General features: G+C 63.5%; 17 protein-coding genes. 8 read left to right on the top strand and 9 right to left on the bottom strand.

Going from position 1 to position 24,198, the window contains the following annotated elements; translation table 11 throughout:
* Positions 1–2 precede the first annotated feature (2 nt).
* Positions 3–842: an IclR family transcriptional regulator gene (locus tag JOF47_RS20345; protein ID WP_210002346.1), complete on the bottom strand. Its 840-nt coding sequence runs from the start codon at positions 840–842 to the stop codon at positions 3–5.
* 192 nt (positions 843–1,034) lie between these two features.
* Between JOF47_RS20345 and xsc the strand changes: the two genes are divergently transcribed.
* Complete coding sequence (gene xsc, locus JOF47_RS20340) at positions 1,035–2,840, top strand: sulfoacetaldehyde acetyltransferase (protein ID WP_210002344.1); 1,806 nt, start codon at positions 1,035–1,037, stop codon at positions 2,838–2,840.
* A gap of 153 nt (positions 2,841–2,993) precedes the next feature.
* Positions 2,994–4,334 (top strand): NAD(P)/FAD-dependent oxidoreductase, encoded by a 1,341-nt coding sequence (locus tag JOF47_RS20335; RefSeq protein WP_210002342.1) that lies wholly within the window; start codon positions 2,994–2,996, stop codon positions 4,332–4,334.
* Between the two features lie 473 nt (positions 4,335–4,807).
* Here the strand turns inward: JOF47_RS20335 and JOF47_RS20330 are convergent, their stop codons facing one another.
* Positions 4,808–6,022 (bottom strand): M20 family metallopeptidase, encoded by a 1,215-nt coding sequence (locus JOF47_RS20330; protein WP_210002340.1) that lies wholly within the window; start codon positions 6,020–6,022, stop codon positions 4,808–4,810.
* Positions 6,019–7,440 (bottom strand): MFS transporter, encoded by a 1,422-nt coding sequence (locus tag JOF47_RS20325; RefSeq protein WP_210002337.1) that lies wholly within the window; start codon positions 7,438–7,440, stop codon positions 6,019–6,021. Before JOF47_RS20325 ends, JOF47_RS20330 begins: the two co-directional genes overlap by 4 nt.
* A gap of 127 nt (positions 7,441–7,567) precedes the next feature.
* On the opposite strand from JOF47_RS20325, the gene JOF47_RS20320 reads away from it, so the two are divergent.
* The 3 genes from JOF47_RS20320 to JOF47_RS20310 all read left to right on the top strand — a co-directional run bounded on the left by JOF47_RS20320 (position 7,568) and on the right by JOF47_RS20310 (position 11,174).
* Complete coding sequence (locus JOF47_RS20320; RefSeq protein WP_210002335.1) at positions 7,568–8,569, top strand: Lrp/AsnC family transcriptional regulator; 1,002 nt, start codon at positions 7,568–7,570, stop codon at positions 8,567–8,569.
* Positions 8,570–8,964: 395 nt separating this feature from the next.
* Positions 8,965–10,614, top strand: coding sequence for a sialidase family protein (locus tag JOF47_RS20315; RefSeq protein ID WP_210002334.1), 1,650 nt, complete (start codon positions 8,965–8,967; stop codon positions 10,612–10,614).
* Positions 10,611–11,174, top strand: coding sequence for a histidine phosphatase family protein (locus JOF47_RS20310; RefSeq protein ID WP_210002332.1), 564 nt, complete (start codon positions 10,611–10,613; stop codon positions 11,172–11,174). The genes JOF47_RS20315 and JOF47_RS20310 overlap by 4 nt, the downstream gene beginning before the upstream one ends.
* Before the next feature lie 81 nt (positions 11,175–11,255).
* On the opposite strand, the gene JOF47_RS20305 is transcribed toward JOF47_RS20310, so the two are convergent.
* Positions 11,256–13,667, bottom strand: coding sequence for a TOTE conflict system archaeo-eukaryotic primase domain-containing protein (locus JOF47_RS20305; RefSeq protein ID WP_342592880.1), 2,412 nt, complete (start codon positions 13,665–13,667; stop codon positions 11,256–11,258).
* Between the two features lie 359 nt (positions 13,668–14,026).
* On the opposite strand from JOF47_RS20305, the gene JOF47_RS20300 reads away from it, so the two are divergent.
* Positions 14,027–15,715, top strand: a complete 1,689-nt coding sequence (locus JOF47_RS20300) for a long-chain-fatty-acid--CoA ligase (RefSeq protein WP_210002327.1) — start codon at positions 14,027–14,029, stop codon at positions 15,713–15,715.
* Positions 15,716–15,737: 22 nt separating this feature from the next.
* Here JOF47_RS20300 and JOF47_RS20295 read toward each other — a convergent pair whose 3' ends face one another.
* The 4 genes from JOF47_RS20295 to JOF47_RS20280 form a co-directional block, all read right to left on the bottom strand.
* A complete protein-coding gene (locus JOF47_RS20295; RefSeq protein WP_210002325.1) occupies positions 15,738–16,403 on the bottom strand; it encodes an alpha/beta hydrolase family protein in 666 nt (221 codons plus the stop codon).
* 133 nt (positions 16,404–16,536) lie between these two features.
* The gene (locus tag JOF47_RS20290) at positions 16,537–18,063 is read right to left on the bottom strand and encodes a putative bifunctional diguanylate cyclase/phosphodiesterase (protein ID WP_210002323.1); all 1,527 of its coding nucleotides are present in this window, start codon (positions 18,061–18,063) and stop codon (positions 16,537–16,539) included.
* On the bottom strand, positions 18,056–18,529 hold the full coding sequence (locus tag JOF47_RS20285; RefSeq protein WP_210002322.1) for a hypothetical protein: 474 nt from the start codon (positions 18,527–18,529) through the stop codon (positions 18,056–18,058). The genes JOF47_RS20290 and JOF47_RS20285 overlap by 8 nt, the downstream gene beginning before the upstream one ends.
* Positions 18,498–20,528: a glycosyltransferase family 2 protein gene (locus JOF47_RS20280; protein ID WP_245357125.1), complete on the bottom strand. Its 2,031-nt coding sequence runs from the start codon at positions 20,526–20,528 to the stop codon at positions 18,498–18,500. The genes JOF47_RS20285 and JOF47_RS20280 overlap by 32 nt, the downstream gene beginning before the upstream one ends.
* A 574-nt stretch (positions 20,529–21,102) precedes the next feature.
* Here JOF47_RS20280 and JOF47_RS20275 point away from each other — a divergent pair.
* Positions 21,103–22,668, top strand: coding sequence for a chitinase (locus tag JOF47_RS20275; protein ID WP_210002319.1), 1,566 nt, complete (start codon positions 21,103–21,105; stop codon positions 22,666–22,668).
* Positions 22,669–22,677: 9 nt separating this feature from the next.
* On the opposite strand, the gene JOF47_RS20270 is transcribed toward JOF47_RS20275, so the two are convergent.
* The gene (locus JOF47_RS20270) at positions 22,678–23,670 is read right to left on the bottom strand and encodes a hypothetical protein (RefSeq protein WP_210002317.1); all 993 of its coding nucleotides are present in this window, start codon (positions 23,668–23,670) and stop codon (positions 22,678–22,680) included.
* A gap of 248 nt (positions 23,671–23,918) precedes the next feature.
* Here JOF47_RS20270 and JOF47_RS20265 point away from each other — a divergent pair, with 248 nt between their 5' ends.
* Complete coding sequence (locus JOF47_RS20265; protein WP_210002316.1) at positions 23,919–24,083, top strand: hypothetical protein; 165 nt, start codon at positions 23,919–23,921, stop codon at positions 24,081–24,083.
* Positions 24,084–24,198 lie beyond the last annotated feature (115 nt).

The following is a 24,198-nucleotide window of genomic DNA, read 5'->3' as shown; positions in this document are numbered from 1 at the left end:
CCTCACCACCCGACCACAAGCGGTTCGGATTCCGGGGAACCCAGGTCCGCGTGGTCCTCGATGCGGGCGATGCTTTCCGCGGCCAGCCGCAGGGCCGGCAGCAGCTTGATCAGGTCGTCGGTGCTCTTGCGCATCATCGGCGCCTGCACCGCCACGCAAAGGTTCGAGCGCCCGGAGGAGTTCGGGACCAGGACGGCCAAGCAGACCAGCCCGTCGAGGAACTCCTGGCGGTCCAGCGCGTAACCGTGGAGGCGGATCTGGTCGAGTTCGGCCTCTATCTCGGCCGTGTCGGTGAGGGTGTGGGCGGTGAAGCGCTGCAGGGCCCCGGTGGCAAGCACGCGTTCGCGCTGCGTGGGGCCGAACTGGGAAAGGATCATCTTTCCGCTGGCCGAGCAGTGCACCGGTACGCGCGAGCCCGGACCCAGATGGACGCGAATAGGTTCGTTGGTTTCCACTCGGTCAAGGTAGATGACCTCGTTGCCGGACAGTGCCGTGATGTTGCAGCTTTCGCCGATCTCGTCGACCAGGCGGCGCAGGATCGCGTGGCGGGTCCCGTAGCGGGTGTCGTTCAGCAGCACGTCCTCGGCCATGCGCCGCATGCGAGAGCCCGTCCCGTAATGCCGGCCGTCGCTCTGCCGGGTCAGCAGGTTAGCGCCTTCCAACTGCTGCAGCATGCGGTGCAGCGTCGGCTTGGGCAGGCCCGTCTGGTCAACCAATGACTGCAGCGTAAAGAGCTGGTCGCGGGTGGTGATCAGCTCGAGCAACGCGAACAGCCGAAGGGCCGGGGTTTCCCCCTGGACGGCACCCGCGGGTCCGAGTTCCGGTTCCGTGAGGTTTTCCATGATTGGTCCGATCTGCCGATATGCGAAGTTTCATTAAATCGTATCAGTGAGAAGAATAAATGGAACAGGGGGTTGACGGATGTGATTTGGATCGCATAGTTTTGTCATTAATCCCGCTTTTGGGAACAAAACGAACCATTTTTTGGAACTTTGCCCGATGGTGAGGTTTCGATACCCCGAAGGAGAGTAGTTATGACCGAAAAGGCCACTTCCCGCGAAGTAACCAAGGGCGCCCAGAAGATGACGTCGTCGGAAGCCTTCGTTGAGACCCTGGTGTCCAACGACGTCACCGACATCTTCGGCATCATGGGCTCCGCGTTCATGGATGCCATGGACATCTTCGCCCCGGCCGGCATCCGCCTGGTCCCCGTGGTCCACGAGCAGGGCGCGGCACACATGGCCGACGGCTATGCACGGGCCTCCGGCCGCCACGGCGTGGTCATCGGCCAGAATGGCCCCGGCATCTCCAACTGCGTCACCGGCATCGCCGCGGCCTACTGGGCACACAGCCCGGTCGTCATCATCACCCCGGAGGCCGGAACCAACACCATCGGCCTGGGCGGCTTCCAGGAAGCAAACCAGCTCCCGATGTTCCAGGAGTTCACCAAGTACCAGGGCCACGTGACCCACCCGAACCGCATGGCGGAATTCACCGCACGCTGCTTCGACCGCGCCATGAGCGAAAACGGCCCGACCCAGCTGAACATCCCGCGCGACTACTTCTACGGCGAATCGATCACCGAGATCCCGGCCCCGCGCCGCGTGGACCGCGGCGCCGGCGGCACCAAGTCCCTCGACGAGGCCATCGATCTGCTGTCGACCGCCAAGTTCCCCGTCATCGTTTCCGGCGGCGGCGTGGTCATGGCCGACGGCGTGGAGGAATGCAAGGCGCTGGCCGAGCGCCTCGGCGCACCGGTGGTCAACAGCTACCAGCACAACGACTCCTTCCCGGCCAGCCACCCGCTCTGGGCGGGCCCGCTGGGCTACCAGGGATCCAAGGCCGGCATGAAGCTGATCTCGCAGGCCGACGTCGTGATCGCCCTCGGCACCCGGCTTGGCCCGTTCGGCACCCTGCCGCAGTACGGCCAGGCCTACTGGCCCACCGAGGCCAAGATCATCCAGATCGACGCGGACCACACCAAGCTCGGTCTGGTCAAGAAGATCGCCGTAGGCATCACCGGCGACGCCAAGGCCGTGGCCATCGAACTGGCCAAACGACTCGAGGGCAAGACCCTGGCCTCCGACAGCACCAAGGACGAGCGCGCGGCAACCATCAAGGCCGAGAAGGAAGCCTGGGAGCAGGAGCTCTCCGAGTGGACCCATGAGCAGGACGAATACTCGCTCGACGTCATCGCCGAGGCCGAAGGCGAGGAAGGCAACTGGCTGCACCCGCGCCAGGTGCTTCGCGAACTGGAAAAGGCGATGCCGGAAGACGTCATGGTCTCCACCGACATCGGAAACATTAACTCGGTTGCCCACAGCTACCTGCGCTTCGAGAAGCCGCGCAGCTTCTTCGCCCCGATGTCCTTCGGCAACTGCGGCTATGCGCTGCCGACCATGATCGGTGCCAAGGCCGCGGCCCCGCACCGTCCGGCCATCGCCTACGCCGGTGACGGCGCCTGGGCCATGAGCATGGGCGAGGTCCTCACCGCGGTCCGCCACGACATCCCGGTCACCGCGATCGTCTTCCGCAACCGCCAGTGGGGCGCCGAGAAGAAGAACCAGGTCGAGTTCTACAACCGCCGCTTCATCGCCGGCGAGCTGGACAACGGCGAGTCCTTCGCCGAAATGGCCCGCAGCATGGGCGCCGAGGGCATCGTCGTGGACAAGCTGGAGAACGTCGGTTCCGCTCTCAAGGAGGCGCTGAACAACCAGATGGTCGACGGCAAGACCACCGTCATCGAGATCATGTGCACCCGCGAACTGGGCGACCCGTTCCGCCGCGACGCACTCTCCACCCCGGTCCGCCACTTGGAAAAGTACAAGGACTACGTCTAAACCGACGCGGTTTTCCTTCAAGACTCGTGACGGGGCCGGCCGGGCAAGTGGGACCCGGCCGGCCCCGCCACGGAACACCAGGATTTTCCCGGCTGCAGGCGCACAGAGAGGTGCTGGTGCGGCCGCAACCATGAACTCAGATTGGAGCCAGAGATGGTCAATACGCAGACCCCGGAGCATGTTGTTGTCGTCGGTGCGGGCATGGTGGGGCTTTCCACCGCCTGGTACCTCCAGGAGCGTGGCGTCAAGGTCACCATCGTGGACCGCAAAGGTGTGGCCGCGGGTTCCTCCTGGGGCAACGCCGGCTGGCTCACCCCGGCCCTTACGCTTCCGCTGAGCGAGCCATCGGTGCTGACCTACGGGCTGAAGACGATGTTCGACCCGGCCTCGCCGCTTTACATCCCGCTCTCGGCAAAGCCCTCGCTGATCCGCTTCCTGCTCGGGTTCGCCCGGCATTGCACGCCGGGAAAGTGGCGCGAGGCCATGGCCGTCTTCAGCGAGATCGGCGCCACCGGCCTTGATGCCTTCGACGAGATTTCCGACGGCAGCTCCATTACCAAGATCGCCCGCAACGACTCGAGCGCGCATGCAGGCGGCGCGGGGTCCGACGCGGGGTCGGTGGCGCTCTCCGCGGGCATGCACGAAAAAGCCAAGCCCGCCGAACCGTTCCTCACCGGTTTCAAGAACCTCAAGGACCGCGACGCCCTGCTGCACGAGTTCGAGGGCATCCGCGCCTCCGGAGGCAAGGTCGAATTCGACTTGATGAGCGCCGAGGAAATCCGCGCCATGGAACCGACCCTGGGCGACGGGGTCAAGGCTGGCGTCCAGATCCACCACCAGCGTTTCATCAACCCGCCCAAGTTCATGGACTCGCTCGCCGACTCGGTGCTGGCGCGCGGCGCGGAAATCGTCACCGACTTCGACGTGGCCGACATCCGCGAACACGCCAACGGTGTAGAGGTGGTGGACGCGCAGGGCCGGAGCCAGAACGCCGACTCGGTGGTCATCGCCTCCGGTGCCTGGCTGGGCCAGCTCGCTCGGAAGTTCGGCGTCAAGCGCGTGGTCCAGGCCGGCCGCGGCTACTCCTTCACGGTGGTTCCCGAGGTCATGCCGACCCACCCGATCTATTTCCCGGCACAACGCGTGGCCTGCACCCCGCTGGGGGACCGCTTCCGGGTTGCCGGGACCATGGAGTTCCGCGACGCCGACCACCCGCTGGAACCCAAGCGGATCGAGGCGATCGTTGCGGCCGCCTCCCCGCTGTTCAAGGGCATCAACTGGGAGGACCGCCAGGAGGAATGGGTCGGATCGCGCCCCTGCACCACCGACGGCCTGCCGCTGATCGGCGCCACCCGTTCCTCCCGCGTGCACGTTGCAGGCGGGCACGGCATGTGGGGCGTGGCGCTGGGTCCGCTGACCGGCAAGATGCTTGCCGCATCGATCACCGGGGAATCGGTCCCGGCCGTGATGCGGCACTTCAACCCGTTGCGCTAGATCGCCGTCCGGCGCAACGGCGACGGGGGCGTGGCCGCGGATTCGCAACAACGGATCCGCGGCCACGCCCCTCGGTCTTTAATCGGATGGCTACGGCGGCGAGCGCATCGTGGCCATGGTTCCGGTTGCTGCCTACGTATGTGTGCCGGCGGCCCTGCCCGTGGAAACCTGGTCCGCGGCGACCCGATGGGGCCGGGTGCCTGAGCGAGGCAGTCAGCGCCAAACCGGTGTACATAGTGCCGGCCATCATCAAGGACAACTTCGTGACCGAGTGAGAAACGTTCCTCAAGATGTTTCCCGAACTCATCAACGAAAACCTCAAGACCGGCAACGTGGTCTATGAAGGCCTGCCGGGGTAGAAGAAGTGGCCTCCGTACGCAAAAAACGCCGCTGGCGGTTGCCCGTATTCAATACGGGAAACCGCCAACGGCGTTTAGTCCAGACACCCGGTTTCGATCCGGATGGTGGGCAGATCATCCGTGGGGGTTGCTGAGCAGCCGTTCTCGTTGCCGGGGGTCGGCTGCCGCCGCGCTGGCTGCCATGGCCAGGCCGAAGGCGCCGTCGAGCACCGCCCTGTCTGCGGAGACCGACACCCCGTGGCTGGCAAACTCTGCCGTGTGATGGACGGCGCCACCCACGTCGTACCCCAGCAACGGGTGAATGCTTGGCACCAGGTGGGAGACGTTGCCCATGTCGGTGGACGCCACCGGCTCCGTGCTGAAACGGACGTCCCGCCCCCGGACAGCCATCGACTTGCAGTAGGCCTCGGACAGGAAGAGATCCTGCCGCAGCTCCACGAAGGGGTGGCCTGTGGGAGTGATCGTGAGGGAGCTGCCGCTGGCATGTGCACCGGCCTCCAGGCAACGCCGAACCCGTCCCTCGATGATGCCCAAGCTGGCCATGCTGGGCGATCGCATTTCCACGCTGGCCCGGGCGCGTTCTGGGATGACGTTGACCGCGTTCCCGCCCTCCGTAACAATCAGCGACACAACGGACCCCGGAGGAAGCTGTTGCCTTGCCAGGGCGACGGCGGTTTGCGCGACAACCAATGCGTCCAGGGCATTGATGCCCTCCTCTGGTGCTGCTGCGGCGTGCGCGGGACGGCCCTCGTAGAGCACGTCCCACATGCACACGGCCAGCGAGGTGCCACCAACCACGTCCTCGGAACCGGCATGGGCCATCATGGCCATTGAAACATCGGCGAAGAAGCCTTCGTTGATCAGGTCCACCTTGCCGCCCGTGGTCTCCTCGGCCGGCGTGCCCAACACCTTGACGGTGACGCCAAGCTCCCCGGCCACGGCAGCCAGGCCCAGGGCGGAACCCACGGCGGAAGCCGCGTTCACATTGTGCCCACAGGCGTGTCCAATGAACGGCAGGGCATCGTATTCGACGCAGAGCGCCACCACCAGTTCTCCGGAACCGAACCGCGCACTGAAAGAAGTCGACAATTCGGGCTGGACGGCATCGAAAGTGAAGCCGGCCTTTTTCAGCAGCTTGGAGACCCGGTCCGCGGCACGAAACTCTTCCCCGCTGGGCTCGGGATCGGCATGAATTGCATGGCTCAGGCCAAGAACATCGGATTGCCAGCGCTCCAAGGCTGCTGCCACTCTGCCCTCGATCCCGGCGTCCAAGGCCGGGATCGCTTCCGGCGCCTGGAGAAAATCGGTTGGCTGGACAGGTGCGCTCATGCCAGGACCCCGGAGGCCTTGCGCTTGGGGTAGCTGGCGGAGGCTGCCGCTGCGACCAGTGCGGCAACGGCCAATGCTCCCCAGATTGCGATGAGGCCACCCTCGCTAATGTGACCAGAGACGGCGAACGTCGATGAAATCATTTTCACCACGGCCGCACCAACCGCAATGCCCACTGAGAGCGCCAGCTCATTGAGGCCGGCCGCGGTAGAGGTCTCCTCCAGCGGCACACCCTCAACGGAGAGCGCTCGAGTCCCCGCCTGGTACATCCCCAAGCTGAGGTTGAACATCGCAAACCCGACACAGTACGCCACAAAGGAACCATGCGCTACGGCCATGACCACGAAACCGCCCGCCAGCAGGAGGCCGGCGAAGACCAGGGTCGCACGCTCGCCGAATATCCTCAGCAGCGGTGCGGTCGACAACGAGGAGACCAGCGAGAACACCGATGCCACGGCAAGGACAATGGCAATCATGAGCGGACCAAGAGCGAATCCGTAGCCCGCCTTGTCCGGGTTCGCGTGCAAGAAGATCCCGTTCGTGCCGAAGTAGCTGATGGACGCGAAGCCGAAGAAGAACGTGGCCAGCGATACGGCGCGGATCCGCGGGTTCGCGAGCATGCGCAGGTCCATGAACCTCTTTCCGCCGCCCGGGTTCCGGATGTCAAGCACGGCCCAGGCCGCCAGCAACGCCAGCCCCAGCAATCCGGAACCGATGGTCCGGATATCCCACCAGCCCCAATCCGGGCCCATCGAAAGTGCAACCACAAAGCCAATCAGTCCCAATGAACAAGCCAGGAGCGGTGTGAAGGCGAGTCCCTCCCTCGTGGGCGTCCCGGCATCTGGCAGCAGGAAGGAGCAAACCAGTGCCACTACAGCAAACGGGACCGCTACCCAGAACCCCAGGGTGGGGTCGGTGACGCCGACGATTCCGGCCAGCAGACCGCCCGCGCCAACCATGATCATCAGCATGCCGATCATTACGCTGACTCCCGTGCGGGTATGTCCCGGGCTGGTGACTCTCAGTATGCCCATCATGAGCGGGATGAACCCAACGACGCAGGTGAGCATTACAACGCCCACCGTCACTGTCCACAGTGACGGCCAGAGGGCCATCATGAGCACCCCGAGCGTGACAACGCCTGTCGACCAGCGAAGCACGAGCCGGTATCCATAGCTGTCGCCGAGCCGCGAGATAATCGGCGTGAGCACGGCAAAGCTGACATTCGAGATCAGGAAGATGCCGTTGATCGTCGGATCGTCGATCGAAAAGACGGGCCCGAGTGCGGGCAGGATGGGATTCAAGTATCCCTGGGTGACGCCGCTGAGCGATTCGATCAGGGCCATCGCCACGATCATGCCCAGGATGGTTCGTCGCGCAATGGCCGCCGTGGCCGGTGGCGCTGTCTTGTTTACCATGTGATTCCTTATGGTTTGAGGCGCTTGCGCCCGAGTGGCGCGAGTCACAACGCTATCTTTGTGTCCGTGTGGCGCATCTAAACTGTTTGAAATCACCAGAGAAATGATTGATATGTAAGAATCAACCATGATCTCCGAACTGGACCTTGAAATCGTCAATGCGTTGCAGGTCAATCCCCGTGCTGACTGGGCCAGGGTCGCTGATGCACTTGGTCTTTCCGCGCCCACCGTTGCCCGTCACTGGAACGTCCTCGCGGAGCAGGGGCTGGCCTGGATCACTCCCGCTCCGGGACCGCGCTACCCCAGCGTGGGGTGGTCGGCGTTCATTTATGTGTCCTCCGTGCCCGCTGAGCTCGACGCCATTGTCAGCCGCCTCTGCGCAGAACCGGCTTTCGGCACGGTATCCCTGGTGTCGGGGTCGCACGATCTGTTCATCGACTGCTTTGCCTCGAGTCATGAAGCCTTGATGGATATTCTCTCGGGCGCATTTGCTGATTTGCCGGGGGTGATCCAAAGAGAGATCGTCTTCATCACCAAGCTATACAGGCAGGCCGCCGAGTGGCGTAGCGGCACCTTGGAACCGGGGCGCGCGCAGCTCGTTGCCGCCAGCCGCCAGCCGCCACAACCCGAGTTTCAACCGGACGGGCTCGATGCGCTCTTGTTGGAGGAACTCGCCCGCGATGGGAGGGCTACTTGGGCGGAAATGGGTGCCGCTTGCATGGTCTCGCCCCAGACGGCCAAGCGGAGACTGGAACGCTTTCTCGCCGCGGGCTACATGGCGCTCAGGTGCGATACGTCAATGGACTTTCAGCAAGGCATGCGGGAGGTGACGCTTGTCCTCAACGTTCCCGCAACACATGTGGATGCAGTGGGCCGGTATTTCTCGGAACTGCCAAATTGCCGCCTCAGTGCACAGGTTTTGGGTGCCCAAAACCTCGTGGTGACGTTGTGGGTCCGCGACTATCTGGAAGTCCAAGGCCACGAGCGGGAGCTGGCAACTCGCGCTCCGGGAAGCACCGTAATCTCTCGGCAGGCGGTAATCCGCTACTACAAGCGGCTCGGTCACCTTCTGGACGAGGCGGGAAGGAACCGTGGATTGGTTCCCCTGCCTTTGTGGCGCGGAGAATAGTTAGCGGCACGGCACTAGGCCACGTCCTTTGCCGGGGCGAACCACACGTCAATGGCCCGACATCCAAAACCCTGCGCACGGCAGGCTGGGCACAGGCCGGAACGTTCCCCAGTGTCGGTGCGCAGGTGCACTTTCGTGAATGTTTTCAGCGTGGTTCCCAAGCCGTTGGCGCCCGCATCGATTTTGTGCCAGCGAGCACAAAGCCAAGCCCAACGTCATTGTGTCGGCCCGGAATCGGCAAGGCATCATTGCGGTGGCCGATCCGGCTCAATCCGATGGCAGCGACGATCGGGGCTGGCTCGTGGGATCGCAACTTGGTTCAGGTACGGCTTCCGATTCCCGTAACCAAGCCGAACCAACTTGGTCCGCCGTGCCAATACGGGTAGATCTGAAGGATGCCCAATGCTTCCCAAGGATTCTCGCACCAGGTTCTCGCCGCCCGCGGCATCGATGGACACCGCCAATACCGGATTCCCGCGCTGGCGGTTTCCGCCCGGGGGACCGTCCTGGCCGCCTATGACGGGCGGCCGAACCTCGACGACCTGCCCAACACCATTGACCTCCTGCTGCGGCGCAGCCTAGACAACGGACTGAACTGGGAAGCGCAGCGGGAGATCCGCAGCGGCACCGGGCTGCAGGGTTTCGGGGATCCCAGCCTGCTGGTGGACCGGGGCACCGGGCGGATCTTCTGCTTCCACGCGGCGGGCACCCATGCCGGCTTCTTCGAGGCCGTCGAAGGCCTCGAGCCCGAGGACGCGGTGCAGCACGTTGACATCTCCTTTTCGGACGACGACGGACTGAGCTGGACGCACCGCCGCATCACCGGGCAGCTCAAGCGCGCCGGCATCACCGGCCTCTTTGCGGCCGCCGGGTCCGGGATCCAGCTGCAAGAGGGGCCGTGGGCAGGGCGACTGATCCAGCAAATGGTGATCCTGCTGCATGGCGAAATCCGCGCCGTCTCCGCCTACTCGGATGACCATGGCGAAAGCTGGACGCTCGGGGAGGCCGCGGCCGGCGAGGCGAACGAAAACAAGGTCGTCGAGCTTTCCGGCGGACGCGTGCTGTTGAATTCGCGCGCCCGCGGCACCAGGTTGCAGGCGCTGTCCACGGACGGCGGACACAGCTACGGGCCGCTGGTGCCGGTGCCGAGCCTTCCGGACCCCAGCGACAACGGAAGCATCTTCGGGCTTCCGGGACAGGGCACCGGCCCCGGTGTGCTGCTGGCCACCAACAACAGGGACGCCGACCTGCGGCGCAACACAGTGCTCAGCATCTCCCGCGACGAGGGTGCCAGCTGGCGGCCGGTGGCGGCGATCTGCCCCGGTTCCAGCGCGTACTCCACCGGCGCCGTGCTCGCGGACGGTTCGCTCGGCGTGCTCTACGAGGCCAACGGCTATAGCGAAATCGTCTTTGCACGGCTGGACGCGGCAGCCTTGGCCCTGGAGGAGCTGCAGGCCCAAAACGAAGCGTATATCGATGACGACGGCGGGGCCTTTTCCATGGTGCTGCGTTCCATCACCCCCGGCCGCCCCGAGACCTGGATAAGCGTCGGGGAATCCCATGCCATTTCCGCGGCACCGTCCCAGTGGGGCGTGCACACGTGGAAGGAAATCGGGCAGGGATACGGGGACGGGGACCAGGTCCTTGGCTCCCGCGAGGCCCAGGACGTGAACTACGGCCCCGCCGCGCCGGGGCTTCGGGCCGGTGACATCCTGGCCTTCACCGGGCGCTTCAGGAACCACGGCAGCGAAACGGTTGAGGCGGAGCTGGCGGGGAACTTTGATGGTGACTTGGCTGCCGACTTCCCCGCCGCAAAGGTGGAACCCGGGGGACATGTCCTGTACTTCACGCCCACCTACACGATCACGGAGGACGACGTGGACCGCGGCGAGGCGATTGTCCGGTGCTTGGTGGAAGCCGGGGGTCGCCGGTGGGAACGCTGTTTCCGGGCGGACACCGCAACAGGTTTGGTCATGGACATGGAAAATGCCCTGCCGGCGGGACATGGCCCGCAGGGCTCGCAGGGGAAGAGAATGGAAGCATGAAATTAGGATTCATCCGCCACGGCCAAACCGACTGGAACGCGCAGGATTTCCTGCAGGGATCCACAGACATTCCGCTGAACGACGTCGGGCGCCGGCAGGCCCTCGACGCTGTCACCGTCCTCGGGCGCGGCGGCTGGGACGTGATCGTCAGCTCCCCGCTGTCCCGTGCGCGGGAGACGGCACAAATCATGGCCGCGGACCTGGGCATTGAACTGGGCCGAAGCTACGACGAGCTCATTGAGCGGGACTACGGGCAGGCCGAGGGAATGACCCTTGAGGAGTCTGAAAAGCACTGGCCCAACAGGACCGGCGGCGGCATCGAACCGCTCGAATCAGTGGTTGCCCGGGGCCGGAATGCGATTGGCCTGATTGCGGCGGAATTCCCCGGGAAGAACGTTGCCATCGTCTGCCACGGAACCATCATTCGCTACACCCTCTCGTCGTTCGCCGGATACAAGCTGGATCAAATCCGTAACGGTTCGGTGGCACTAATGGATGATTCCGATGGATCGTGGAAGGTGCGCAGCGTCAACGACGAACCACTGGTACTTCCCTCGTGACCCAAATTGCTGTCGTGTCGACGGCAATGACAAAGGCGTCGTTGCTGCAGGGAAGGACCGGACTTTAGGTGACGATGCCACTCAAGTCCTGGGCAGCGTGAACCCCATGTCCGCATAGCCCGCCCGGCGCTTGAACCACGAGGATGCAAGGACCGGGGTGAGCACGTCGTGGTAGTCGTGCACCACCGCAACGTCCTTGCCCGGATGGCTGCGCGTCACCCGGCCCACGTACTGGACCAGCCTTCCCTTGAAGGATATGGGTGCGGCCAGGAACAACGTGTCCAGCGCCGGGGCGTCGAACCCCTCGCCGATGAGCGACCCGGTCCCCAGCACCACGATGGGCGACTCCGTGGCCGTGGCCTCGATTTCGGCAATCGCGGCAGTCCGTTCCCTGCCCTTCAATTCACCGGTCAGGATCACCGGTTCGATGCCGCGTTCCCGCAGGCCTGTGGCCAGCAAGTCCAGGTGGCGTTTCCAGGTGGAAAGCACCAACGCCTTGGCCCCGCCGGCATAGGCGGTGCACACGTCGTCAACGATTTGCGCCAGGCGCCCGGAATCCTCCATGAGGTCCCTGTAGATTTCATGCAGCCCGCCGGGATCCCCAGCGACGGCGTCCCCCGAATAGTCGTAGGCGGTTTCGTGGAGCCGCAGCTCCAGGGACGGCGCTGGAACTTGTTCAACGGCATCGGGTAGCTGGCCCGGCAGGACCTTGGTGAATTCATGGGTATTGGTGCCCAGCTGGTGGAAGATCAGTTCCTCCAGCCCGTCCCGGCGGTACGGCGTGGCGGTCAGGCCGAGCCAGCGGGCGGCGGGGATCTGGTTCATGACCTGAGTGAATGCGGCGGCCGGGACGTGGTGGCATTCATCGACGATGACCTGGCCGTAGCCGGAGCACAGCTTGGCGACGTCCTTCTTGCGCGCCAGCGTGGGCAGCAGCGCCACATCGATGGCACCGCGCAGCTTGGTGCGCCCTCCTCCCAGCTGGCCGGCCTTGACGCCCAACAGGGCAAGCACCTGGGCGCGCCACTGGTCGGCCAGTGCCTTGCGGTCCACCAGGATCAGCGTGCTGGTGTTACGGGCGGCGGCCACGGCCAGCGCCATGACGGTTTTCCCGGAACCCGGGGCGGCGACAATGAGCGACAGATCGTGTTCCAGTGCGTGTGCGACCGCCTGGCGCTGGCCTTCGCGCAGTTCCCCGAAGAACGAGAACTCCTGGGCAGTGCCCTTGTCCCGGTGATCCTCAAGCTGCAGCGTGCTGCCCGCGCTGTGCACCAGCTCCTCCAGCAGGGGACGCACCCCGCGCGGCAGGATCAGGTCGCCTTCGAGGGTCTCGTCGTAGCTGGTGAGGAAGCGCGGGGTGTCCCAGGTGGAACGGCCTTGTCGTTGCCTCTCGTAGAACATCGGGTTGGGCAGGGATGCCGCGTGTTTCAACGCGCTGACCATGGCCGGGCCCAGGTCGTCGGCGCGCACCGTAATGCGGGAGCCGATCTCCGCATGGACCAGCGCGGCGGTCCGCGGCACGATTTTCGTCGCGATGGGTGCCCGGAAGCGGGTTTTCGCCCCGGTGACGGGTGCAGGAAGCCTGCGGATCATCCGGACGAGGTCGGCCGGGCTCAACTTCCCCAGCGTCGAGAGGTACGCCCACTGGTCGGCGTAGGGTTCCAGCGTGCCGGTGTCCAGGAAGAGCGTGGCCCCGTGCTGCCGGCGCTTGCCGTTGAGCGGGGCTGCAATGAGGTTGCCCATTCCCTTGCCGGTGTGACGGTCCTGGGACGGGAAAAGCCTGTCGTAGGATTTCAGCGACATCGACCCGCGGATGTTCATGGCCTCGGTGAGCAGCCCGCTGGCGAGCGCCCGGGCGTCGGCGGCCTGAACCTCCCCGGTGAAGAAGATCCAGACGTGGGCTCCGCGCCCGGACTGGGAAATTTCCAGGGCCGCGGGGATCTGGAAATGGCGGGCCGCCTTGGTGTAGGCCAGGGCATCGAGCAGGGCCGCGGCGCCGTCGAAGTCTGCCGCGACAAAGTAGCAACCGTCGTTGTTGGTCAGCGGGTACAGGCCAAGGTGTTCGGAACCGCGCAGGTGCGCTTCGACGGCGGCGGGGGTCAGGTGCAGGTAGTTCGCGTTCTCCCGGTCCATCCACTTGCGCCAGCCTCCGGCGACGGCAGGTACCCAACCGGAGCTTCCGGCCTTGGTGTTTTCCCAGCGCAGGGCATAGATGTCGGTGCGGGCACGGAAAAGCGACTGGTAGAAGGCGACCTTCGTTTCGGCGGGGGAGCGGCTGGTCACCGGGCCGTCTGCGTGAAGCGCCAGTTCTGGTTGCGCCTCGCGCGTTGCCCTCGACTCTTGCTCGCTGATTTCCAGCAGCCGCCGGAGCCTGGCGTTCTCGGCACGCAGTTCATCCAGCTCCCGTCCCGGAAGCGCATGCCCTTCGCTGGGGGCGTCCGCATCCGAAAGTGGCAGCTGATCTTGGATGGGACCGGCCTTGTGCGTCGTCACGTTCCCATTGTCCATGATTTAGGCCGTAGTGGTTCGAAAATATGGACTAATTGTTGCCGTTTGGCCCCGAATTTCCGCGTATGTGTGGAAACCGGGGACGAATCTAGCAAACAGAACCCGTGTCTCCCGGGGTGCGATCCATTGCCGGCATGGGGCCGCTGGCGATGGATCGGGCGCCAAACGTGCGTTGTCGATCCCCGCCGTGTTGCCGTGCCGAATGGATACGCTGGCCGGCCGGAGCGCATTCGGCAGGGGCCATGGATTCGCCTCAAAACGCAGGTGCCCCGCCGGACGCGGGCCGAGAGTGAAACCGCAACTGGGGGCGAGGTTGCCGTCTGGAACAGTGGAATGATTGGGGGATGGAGAACAATGAGATGCAGCCCTGGGTGAAGAACTACCAGCCGGGTGTCCCAGCGCAGATTGATCTCCCCACCGAATCGTTGACAAGGATGTTTGAGCACGCCGTCGCGGAGGCCGGCGACAGCCCGGCCACCGAATTCTTCGGTCGCCGCACCAGCTACTCGGAGTTGGGCAGGCAAGTATCCCGGGCCGCGGAAGGTCTGCGCCGTCTCGGCGTCAAGGCCGGGGACAGGGTCGCTCTGATCTTGCCGAATTGCCCCCAGCACGTCGTTGCCTTCTATGCGATCCTGCGCCTCGGCGCGGTGGTCGTCGAACATAACCCGCTTTACACGTCCCGAGAACTGGCCGGCCAATTCGAGGACCACCAGGCGCGGGTGGCAATCGTCTGGGACAAGACAGCGGCAGCGATCAAGGAATTCCCTGAGGAAATCCGGCCCGGCCACGTGATCTCCGTAAACCTGCTGGAAGCCTTCCCCTCCGTCAAGCGCCTGGCCCTGAACCTGCCCGTGAAGTCATTGCGCACCACCAAGGACGCGCTGACCGCACCGGCTCCGGGAACCACACCGTGGAAAGAACTGTTGGGGCGCGAGACACTCGATGTCGGCCACCCCCACCCCGACGTCCAGGACCTGGCCGTCATCCAGTACACCTCGGGAACCACCGGGCGTCCCAAGGGTGCGATGCTCAGCCACTTCAACCTCCACTCGAATGCCCTGCAGGGTGAAGCGTGGATGCCGGGTGCCCAGCCGCGCAAGGAAATCTTCTATGCGGTCCTGCCGATGTTCCATGCCTTTGGCATGACCATGTACCTGACATTCGGTGTGCGAAAACAGGGACTGCTCGTGCTCTTCCCGAAGTTCGACCCGGACCTGATCCTGGCAGCCATGAAGAAGTCCCCCGTGACGATCTTCAGCGCTGTGCCGCCGATCTACGAGCGCACGGTTCATGCCGCCCGGGAAAAGGGCATTTCACTGCGCTCGGCAAAGTACTGCATTTCCGGCGCCATGAACCTGCCGGTCGATGTTGCGCAGTTGTGGGAATCGGTCGCCGGGGGACCGTTGGTGGAAGGCTACGGGATGACCGAAACCTCTCCCGTGGCCCTGGGCAACCCGCTGCACAGCACGCGGAAGGCCGGAACCATCGGCCTGCCGTTCCCGTCAACCTTCATCAAGGTCGTGGAGCTGGGCAACCCGGAAATCGATGCCGCCCAGGGCGAGCCCGGCGAGCTGTTGGTCAAGGGGCCGCAGGTGTTCGTGGGTTACTGGAACAACCCCGCCGAAACCGACGCGGTGTTGCTTCCCGGCGGATGGCTGCGCACCGGGGACGTGGTCACGGTGGATGCCGACGGATTTGCGACGATCGTGGACCGGGCCAAGGAGCTGATCATCACCGGCGGATTCAATGTCTCGCCGACCGAGGTCGAATCGGTGCTGCGCCAGCACCCGGACGTCAAGGACGTGGCAGCGGTGGGCCTGCCCCTGGAAAACGGCGGGGAAACGGTGGTCGCCGCGGTGGAGCTTGAGCCCGGCGCAACCTTGGACGAAGCCGCCCTGCGTGAACACTGCCGCGGCGCGCTCGCCGGCTACAAGGTTCCCAAACGGATCGTGGCCATCGATGACCTGCCGCGCTCGATGCTCGGAAAGATCTTGCGCAAGCAGGTCCGGGACCTGGTCTTGCCGATGCTCTAGAACGGGACGCCTCGCCGACCGCTCAGCTGTTGGCGAGGACGAACTCCGCCACGGAGCCGGCAAGCGCCGCTCCGTCCTGCTCGGGCATGCGCTTTGACCGGGCCACCTTGAAGGAATGGTCCCCGCCCTCAAACCACTTCAGGACGGCGTTTGGTCCGAGGCGTTCAACTACCGGTTCCAACTCGTCCGGCGAGGCAAACGGATCCCGGGTTCCCTGCAGGAAGAGCATGGGTACGTCGAGTCCGTAAAGATGCCCGTCGCGGAGCTTTTCTGGCTTGCCCGGCTCGTGCAATGGGTAGCCCAGGAAAATGAGTCCGGCGGTTTCCATGCCTTCGGCCACAGCCATAGAGGCCATGCGCCCGCCGAATGATTTGCCGGCCGTGAAAATCGGTTGGCCGGCGGACCGCTTCCTCGCGGCGGCCATGGCGGCATTCCAGGTGGCAATGGCAACCGGCGGCCGATCGGGGAATTTCCTTCCCGCCTCGCTGTAGGGAAAGTTGAAGCGCATCGTGGCAATGTCGCGTTCGTTCAGTGCTTCGGTGAACCCGGTCAGGAAGGGATGGTCCATCCCGGCGCCCGCTCCGTGTGCCACGACGACGGTTGCCACGGATCCGGCAGGGTTGGCGAAAACGGCCGAAACCCCTGTGTCATTGACTGCCATGGAAAACGATTCCTTGATTGCGCTCATGAACCCAATCTACGACAGAAAGTTGCAGAACCAAGGTGTCGACCGCCGGGCAACCGAGACGCGGCTGTTTGTCGTGGTCAACCACTTATTTTGGCCTCATGCACGTCGCGGGTATGAGGCACCTGCCAGGTGGTCAGGCGGACAGCGAGGCCGTGAAATCCCCACTGCCCATCGGCTTGCCGAAGAGGTATCCCTGGGCACATTCAAAGCCCATGGACCGAAGTTTGTCAGCTTGCCCGCGGGTTTCCACGCCTTCCACAACGCACGCCAGCTCACACGCCTCGATCAGGTAGGAGACCGCCATCAGCAGCTTTTCCTGTTGGGGGTCGGTGTCTGCATCGTCGACGAGCGACTTGTCGATCTTCACTCCGGCAACCGGCAACTGGCGCAGGTAGCTGATGGAGGAATAGCCTGTCCCGAAATCGTCGATGTACACCTCTACACCCATCTGCCGCAGGGCCAGCAGGGTGTATCGATGAAGGCTGTCGCCCGTCATCAGCTTGTCTTCGGTGATTTCCAGGGCCAAGGTGGAGGCGGGCAATCCGTGGCGGCGAAGTGCGTCGCGAATGATGTCCGGGAAGCCCAAGAGGTGCAGTTCCCTGGAGTTCACATTGAGATGGACCGTGAAATCACCATCGACCAATCCGAGCGTCCGCCAGCGGCTGATGTCTTTCAACGCCGCGTCCAACATCTGTTCCGTGATGGCACCCATCATGCCGGCTTCCTCCGCGACCGCGAGGAATTCGCCGGGGGGAATCAGCCCGTAGTCGGGGCGTTCCCAACGAACCAGCAGCTCGGCGCCGATGGTGCTCTCGTCATCCAGCGATACCAATGCCTGGTAGTACGGAAGGATTTGGTCGGTGCCCAGGGCCATGCGCAGGTCCGCGACCATGGCGGCTTTCTGCTGCCGCTCAAAGAGCATGTAGGGTTCGAATTCGTGGACCTTGGACGTGCGGGACTGTTTGGCGGTATACATGGCCGTGTCCGCCTCGAGCAGGAGCCGGTCGGCATCATGCCCGGCGGTTGCCACAGCAATGCCCAAACTCGCACCGGGCGAAAGGCTGATGCCCTCCACAACCATTTGCTCGTTCACGGTGCTGACGATCCGTTGCCCCAGTTCGAAGGCCCCGTGGTCCTGGGAACGAAGAAGTATGGCGAATTCGTCGCCTCCCAACCGGGCGATCAGGTCTTGGGAGCGGACACCGGCACGAAGCCTGGCGGAAAGCTGGCGCAGCACCTGGTCTCCGACGGCATGGCCGTGGGTGTCGTTGATGCTCTTGAAGGCGTCCAGGTCGAGGAGTAGCAAGATCGGTGCGGGTTCGCCGTCCTCCAACCCCTTCAGCGCGACGTCGATGTCGCGCATCAACGCTGAACGATTCGCCAGTTGGGTCAGCGGGTCGGTGTAAGCCAGCAACTCCATCTGGTCGCGGGCCTTTTCCAGCATGATCGTCCGCTCCGCCACGCGGCGGTCAAGGGTCGTGTAGGTCAGCTTGAGTTCGGTGGCCATGGCGTTGATTCCCATGATGATGGCATCGATCTCATCGCGACGGGTGCCGGGGCGCAGGCCGGTGTCGAAGTTCATGTCGGCGATCTTCAAGATGGCCTCCACGATCTGTTCAATGCGAGGATCAATGCCCGCCGTCGGAAACTGGTTAGGCATTTCGCAACACGAATTCCACGGCGTCGCTCCGCCGCTCGAAATAGGCACAGGTGCGGTCGCCATCCAGCTTGCGCATGAAGAAACGGGCCAATACCTGGTCGGCAGGCCCGGATCCAAGCATTGCCGCCCGCAAGTTTCGGATCAGGCGGTTGAAGCGTGGTGGAACGTCTGCCTCGACATCGTCAAGGCCCGAGATGTCGATGACGAGGTGCGCCCTCAAGCCACTGGCCTGCCTTTCGAAGTAGTCGAGCATTTCCATCATGGTTGAGAGGCTCAGGGTGGTTCCGGCCTTAAAACGGATCTCGAGGAGGTCGTCCGCGAAGAACGCCATCCTGGCCTGTGCGCCAGACCAGATCCAGAGACACAACGCCACGCCTTGCGGGTCGTTGGTTTCGTCGGCCACACGCTCGTCGGCCACCGCCCACGTTGAAAGATTACCTGACACCGATACGCCTCCGTCGGTCATCACTGCCGCGAAGGTCGCGGTCCAGCCGGCGGTCGCCCTGGTACAGCAAGGTTGACCAGTCGGTGTTTTCCGGGGTTGCCACGGGATAGGGCACCGGTTTGGTTTTTGGCTTGCGCGGTTCAACATACAGCCAGTTGACGACGCCCAGCACCATGTCGACGATCGAGTTCTTGACCCCGATGTAGGCGCGGATAGCAAAACCAGCCAGGACCGCGTTGAGAGCGGCGAACGCGGCGTTGCCCCAGTTGTGTTCCTGTAAATCACGCCACAGGGTGATCAGGGCGAAGGCCACGATGAAATAGGGGATGGCGACGTAGAGCCCGGGCGCCGCAGTCCGGTCGCGGACCTTCGGCGTCCTGACGAAGGGGATTTTTTCTCCGGTGAACGCCTGCTCCACCGATTTCAGGACCCCGGCAACGTTGACCGGAAGCAGGACCAGGTTGAAGCCGTAGATGCGGAAGATGTCGGTGAAACGGTGACCGCACGCTCGAAGGTCGCTTCCCATGGCCAAGAAGTAGGGAAGGGCCGCGATGAAGATCAACGGGCTGAGCAGTCGCCCGTCGTAGGGGTAAGCCAAAAGGAAGATCAGGCCAAGGCTTGCCCAGGAGATCGACGCCATGTAGTTGACCCGGAGGAGGACCTCGCGCAGGCTGATCCGTTCTCGGCGGTGGCGGCGTTCGCTGAGCTGGTGCCAGAACTTCGGCAGGATCAGCAGCCCGCCATTGGCCCAGCGTCGGCGCTGGACGACCAATGAACCGAAATCCGGGGGAGTGGCGCTGTAGCTCAGGCGTTCGGGGTAGTTTGACAGGCCCCATCCGTGTGCTCCGAGGTCGATGCTGGATTCCGTGTCCTCGATGACGGTGCGGTCCTGGATGTATGTGTGGATTTCGTAGCCACCGACTGTCTGCGTCTCACGGATGTCCAGCAGCGCACGCTTGCGGATGATGGCGTTGGCGCCGACCCAGAACGTCGCGCCGTATCGGGTCATGCCCTGATGGAGGATGTGTTGGATGTCGGTGGTGGCTCCGGCCACGCGCTCGATGCGGGTGGGTGCTCCGCGGAAGGAGGAATAGGGCGTTTGGGTGACCGCGACGCGAGAGTTCTCATCCGATTCGAGGAAATAGACCAGCCGCAGGCAGTAGTCCCTCAGGAGCAGTGAATCCGCGTCAAGGGTCAGCAGGTACTCGGAGTCCGGAATATACAGGACCGAGGCATCCTGCAACGGGTCCGCGCCGGTGTCGACCGGCCGCAGGACAGTTGCATCTCCGCGTTGGTCCGGTATCCAGCTCGTGCCCATGAGCGAGATGAAGGAGTTGAGGTTCATCGCCTTGTTCGCCTCCTGTGAGAGGTTTGCATAGCGCTTGCGTTCAAAATTGCTGAGCCGGGTGGTGAAAATCCGCACCAGGCGCACGTGCAGTTCCGTGAGTCGCTCGGGTTCCAGTTCCGCGTTCTGCGCCTGCGCTGCGCTGAGTGCGATCAACGTCAGACGCAATTCGCGGGCCAGCCCCATGAGGACAGAGTCAACGAAGAACTCGTCCACGTGGTCATTGATGGGTTCGGCCTCGCTCATGGCCTCAATCCACAAAGCCGCCTCGCGATAGGCGGAGGCCGTACCCGGGAGCAGTTCGGCCGGTGTTGCGCCGTCGGCCAGATGCGCCTCGAAGAGACGCTGGGCCGCTTCGGCTGCGGCACGCGGTGTTTCCAGGGCGTCGCCGATTTCTCCGACGAGGCGCCGCGTTGTTTCCAGCCTTGCCAGGACAACGGGGTCGGTCGGGTTCGGGTTGTCGTCGATCAGTAGGACCACACGCAGGTCCGCGAACTCCTGCAGTGCGGCGGACCAAAGGGTCTGTCTCACGACGCCGGGTTCCTCGGCATAGCTGGGAACCAGCGTGGTGATGGAGCGGTCGTAGACCCGGAAATGGCGATCCAGCTCGCCGCGGGGCACCCGGCGGTGCGCGGCAAAGCGATGCAGCGCAGCTTGCCGTGCGGTGAGATACATGAGTGCGGAAAACGTCAGGAACGAGACCACCGTCAGGTACATGACGGCCTCGAACTGAAAGCGGAAACCGGCTTCCGGGTTGTTTGCCAATTGGCGGAAAATTGTCGATACCACGTAGGTCACCCAGGCCAGGACGGTCACCACGATGCCGACACGGCCCCATGCGATTTTTTGTCGGGACGGTGCCGGATGGACGATCGACAGCGGTTCGGATCGTTTCTCCGAACCCCATTGCCGTTTCCGGATTGGTTCGGGGACCTCTAAGGCTTCAGGGGCGGGGCATGGCGCGTCCGTGGCGACGACAACCAAATCCTCGTCGTTTACCGTCAAAATTTTCCTGCCCCCCGGTAGTGAATGATGGGCCAAGTGTAGTCAACGCCACATTTTTGCCGAATTTATTGATTCTATAGTAGTGCCCTATGCTTGCAAGGCAGGTCACATTTCGACTCGTCATGTGGCGCGTATCTGCCGAGTTCTTGGCCGCCGTTCCCATGTCTTTGCAAGGTCATTGGCGGCCGGCGGTGGGCACCATTCGTTCGAGACGCCGTTCGTTGTTGCGGCTTTGGAGGCACAGTTGAGTCGTATCGATGGGCGACGCCTTTCCTGGGGCCGCGTGTTGTTTGTTGCCGCGGTTATTGGGGCAACAATATGGGCCGGACTGCACTATTGGACGTCGAACCGCGATGCGGCGCGGGCCGCGGAATCCGGGCATTGGTTCGGGGCATACATTGACGCCACGTCCACCCCGTTTTATCCGATCGCGGAGGACGTAGGGAAACATGAACGCGTCGTGCTTGGCTTCGCGGTTGCCAACCCCAAGCACCCGTGCGCGCCGTCCTGGGGAGGTTACTACTCCATGGATGCCGCCAACGAGACTTTCGACCTGGATCGCCAGGTCGCCCGCGTGCGTGAGCAGGGAGGCGAGGTGGTTATTTCCACCGGTGGATTGCTGAACGACGAATTGGCGACAGCGTGCACGGACAGGAAAAAAGTGGTTGCCGGCTACGAGGGCCTGTTGAAGCGCTACCAATCCACCACGCTGGATTTGGACGTCGAGGGAAACGACCTCGAGGATATTGCTTCCGGCCTGCGACGTGCGTCTGCCGTGGCCGCAGTGCAACAACGCGCCGCGGCCGATGGGCGCCGGGTTGAAGTTTGGGTCACGCTGCCGGTGGACACTGGGGGGCTTACGGCCAGCGGGCTTGGCGAAGTGCACAGGTTGCTTGACGGAGGGGTCGACCTGGCTGGAATCAACTTGATGACAATGAACTTCGGAGAGACCAGGGGAGCCAACCAATCCATGGCTGCGGCATCCGAGCAGGCCGCCAAGAGCGCACACGGACAATTGCTGGATCTCTACAAGGGCTTGGGCAAGGTAACCGGCGAGCAAACGATGTGGTCGAAAATAGGGTTGACCCCGATGATCGGACAAAATGATCTGCGGGGAGAAATTTTCACCGTCGAGGATGCTGTCTCGCTGCACGCCTTTGCCATGGCCAACGGGGTGGGACGGATTTCAATGTGGTCAGCCAACCGTGATGCGGGCTGCGGACCGAACATGCCGGAAAGCGAGCGCGTTTCAAACAACTGCAGCGGAACCGATCAAGCCAAGGGGGAGTTCGGGATGCTGCTCTCCAGCGGGGTGGGATCTGCTTCCTGGTCGACGGAACCCCGGCCCTCCGCGGTGCCGGTGCCGGAAGAGACTGCGATCGTCGACGACCCGGCAAAAAGCCCTTTCCCGGTCTGGAATCCGGATGCCGCGTACCCGGAATCCGAGCGCGTTGTCTGGCGTGGAAATGTCTACGAGGCCAAATGGTGGACGCAGGGCGACACCCCGGACCAGCCAGTGGCCGATGTCGTGGCCACCCCGTGGCTGCTGATCGGACCCGTGTTGCCCGGTGACAAGCCGGCACCGGTGCCGACTGTGCCGACGGGCCTTTATCCGAAGTGGTCGGCCTCGACGGTGTACAACAAATCGGATCGGATCATCTTTGACGGGCGCGTCTTCGAATCCAAGTGGTGGAACCAGGGCGAAAGCCCTGAGGCTGCGCTGCAGGGAGCGGTCAATTCGCCGTGGTTGCGCTTGTCGAACGCCCAGCTAAAGAAACTGCTGGACGCGCCTGTCTCAAAGTACCCATAAGGGGCCTGACTAGTTCCGGCCCTGCTCTGCCAGGGTCTGAAGTCGAATGACCTTGTCCCGTTCGCGCTGCGCTTCGTCATCTCGGCCCAGTTCGGTGAGGATCTGTGCCCAGAGCAGATGAACCGAGACATGTTCGGAATCGTCGCTGTAAGAAGCCGAGCCCAGGGCTTCCTGCAAGATATCGGAGGCTTTCTGCAGTTCGCCCACGACCATGTTCCAGCGTGCCCGTGTGGTGGCCAAGCCAACCAGTTCAGACTCGCTGCCCCCGATGATGCCATAGGCCAGTTGGGCTCGGTCAATGCAGTGGAGGGTTTGATCGTTGGCAATCCCGGCTTGTAATTGCACGTCGGCGATCGCCTTGTTGAAACGTGCCCACGCATGCATATCGTTGGTCGGTGCAAGGAGTTCGCCGGCGCGGTCGTGGTAGTCCAGTCCCTCTACGTGCTGTCCGTGGGCCAGAGCAAGATTGCCCAACGTCCAGTATCCACTGCTGGCGACTTTGGAGTTGCTGATGCGATCGAGGATCGCTTTCAGATCTTCCCTAAGGCTCCACGCATCATCGATCATCCCGGCTTCCACGAGGCTGGCGATGAGCCCCTGGTAAGCCTCCGCACGGAGGCCAAGATGGCCGTCGAGCGTGTTTAGCGCGGTCAGCGCTTCACGGGCGGCGGCGATCGCGGGAACATGCTGGGATTTGTTGCGCAGCGCGGATGCTCGAATGAGCAGCGCCTTGGCCGTCAACTCGGGGTTCAATGCTGAAATGGGCGAACCCAAGAGGAGTTCGGAGGTTCGCAAAGCCGCGCTGTATGACCCGGTTAGAATCTCGGATTGACCGATTATGTGGATGAAATCCCATTCTTTTGACGACTCGCCCATCGCCGCATAGGCGCGGGCGCAGGCTTCGGCGGCATCGGAAATCAGGTGCTGGTCCTCGGCTAGCCGGGCCTTGCGGAGGAGCGCCTCACAACGGAACGCTTCGGCTTCTAGTGAGCGGGAATGCATAGTTCAATTATGGTCCATGTGAGGGTCTTGCGGTGCTGCAAGTGGAACGGTTACGTCAAGCCTCGACCCTTTCTGCGGGATAGGGGTGTGCGCAACTTCAGAGAAATCTTGATTCATTTTTGCGATTAACACCCCATACGCTCAGGTCGGAGCTAGAATCTGAATTTGGGGTGGCCGACCTTATGAAGTGTCGGTGGAACGGGCGAAGCCTCGAAGGTGCCCACAATATCGACAGAGATGGAGTTCCCTTGAAGAAGCTCATAGGCGCAGCGCTTGCAACGTTGGTTCTGGCAGGCGGCGTGTTCCTCGGCGGCGCAACAGCCAACCAGCAGGATGACGCCAGCCAGGCCGGTGGCTTCGGCCAGACCGGCGGCATCAGCCAGCTCTCCGGAAACAACAACTGGCCTTTCTAGAGCCGGATACATCGGGGCAGTGCCGTTCAATGGACGGCACTGCCCCGTATTGCGGCACCGTAGGGGCGCTGCAGAGTGAATGCCGACGATTACAGGTTGCCATCAGGACCCAGCG

The organism is Paeniglutamicibacter kerguelensis (assembly GCF_017876535.1).
Taxonomy (GTDB): Bacteria; Actinomycetota; Actinomycetes; order Actinomycetales; family Micrococcaceae; genus Paeniglutamicibacter; species Paeniglutamicibacter kerguelensis.
This window is presented reverse-complemented; position numbering and strand designations above follow the sequence as displayed.

What these genes read in the sequence shown, in the direction of transcription:
- JOF47_RS20345 (WP_210002346.1), bottom strand. Translation starts at nt 842, where the DNA reads ATGGAAAACCTCACGGAACCGGAACTCGGACCCGCGGGTGCCGTCCAG.
- xsc (WP_210002344.1), top strand. Translation starts at nt 1,035, where the DNA reads ATGACCGAAAAGGCCACTTCCCGCGAAGTAACCAAGGGCGCCCAGAAG.
- JOF47_RS20335 (WP_210002342.1), top strand. Translation starts at nt 2,994, where the DNA reads ATGGTCAATACGCAGACCCCGGAGCATGTTGTTGTCGTCGGTGCGGGC.
- JOF47_RS20330 (WP_210002340.1), bottom strand. Translation starts at nt 6,022, where the DNA reads ATGAGCGCACCTGTCCAGCCAACCGATTTTCTCCAGGCGCCGGAAGCG.
- JOF47_RS20325 (WP_210002337.1), bottom strand. Translation starts at nt 7,440, where the DNA reads ATGGTAAACAAGACAGCGCCACCGGCCACGGCGGCCATTGCGCGACGA.
- JOF47_RS20320 (WP_210002335.1), top strand. Translation starts at nt 7,568, where the DNA reads ATGATCTCCGAACTGGACCTTGAAATCGTCAATGCGTTGCAGGTCAAT.
- JOF47_RS20315 (WP_210002334.1), top strand. Translation starts at nt 8,965, where the DNA reads ATGCCCAATGCTTCCCAAGGATTCTCGCACCAGGTTCTCGCCGCCCGC.
- JOF47_RS20310 (WP_210002332.1), top strand. Translation starts at nt 10,611, where the DNA reads ATGAAATTAGGATTCATCCGCCACGGCCAAACCGACTGGAACGCGCAG.
- JOF47_RS20300 (WP_210002327.1), top strand. Translation starts at nt 14,027, where the DNA reads ATGGAGAACAATGAGATGCAGCCCTGGGTGAAGAACTACCAGCCGGGT.
- JOF47_RS20295 (WP_210002325.1), bottom strand. Translation starts at nt 16,403, where the DNA reads ATGAGCGCAATCAAGGAATCGTTTTCCATGGCAGTCAATGACACAGGG.
- JOF47_RS20290 (WP_210002323.1), bottom strand. Translation starts at nt 18,063, where the DNA reads ATGCCTAACCAGTTTCCGACGGCGGGCATTGATCCTCGCATTGAACAG.
- JOF47_RS20285 (WP_210002322.1), bottom strand. Translation starts at nt 18,529, where the DNA reads ATGACCGACGGAGGCGTATCGGTGTCAGGTAATCTTTCAACGTGGGCG.
- JOF47_RS20280 (WP_245357125.1), bottom strand. Translation starts at nt 20,528, where the DNA reads ATGTATCTCACCGCACGGCAAGCTGCGCTGCATCGCTTTGCCGCGCAC.
- JOF47_RS20270 (WP_210002317.1), bottom strand. Translation starts at nt 23,670, where the DNA reads ATGCATTCCCGCTCACTAGAAGCCGAAGCGTTCCGTTGTGAGGCGCTC.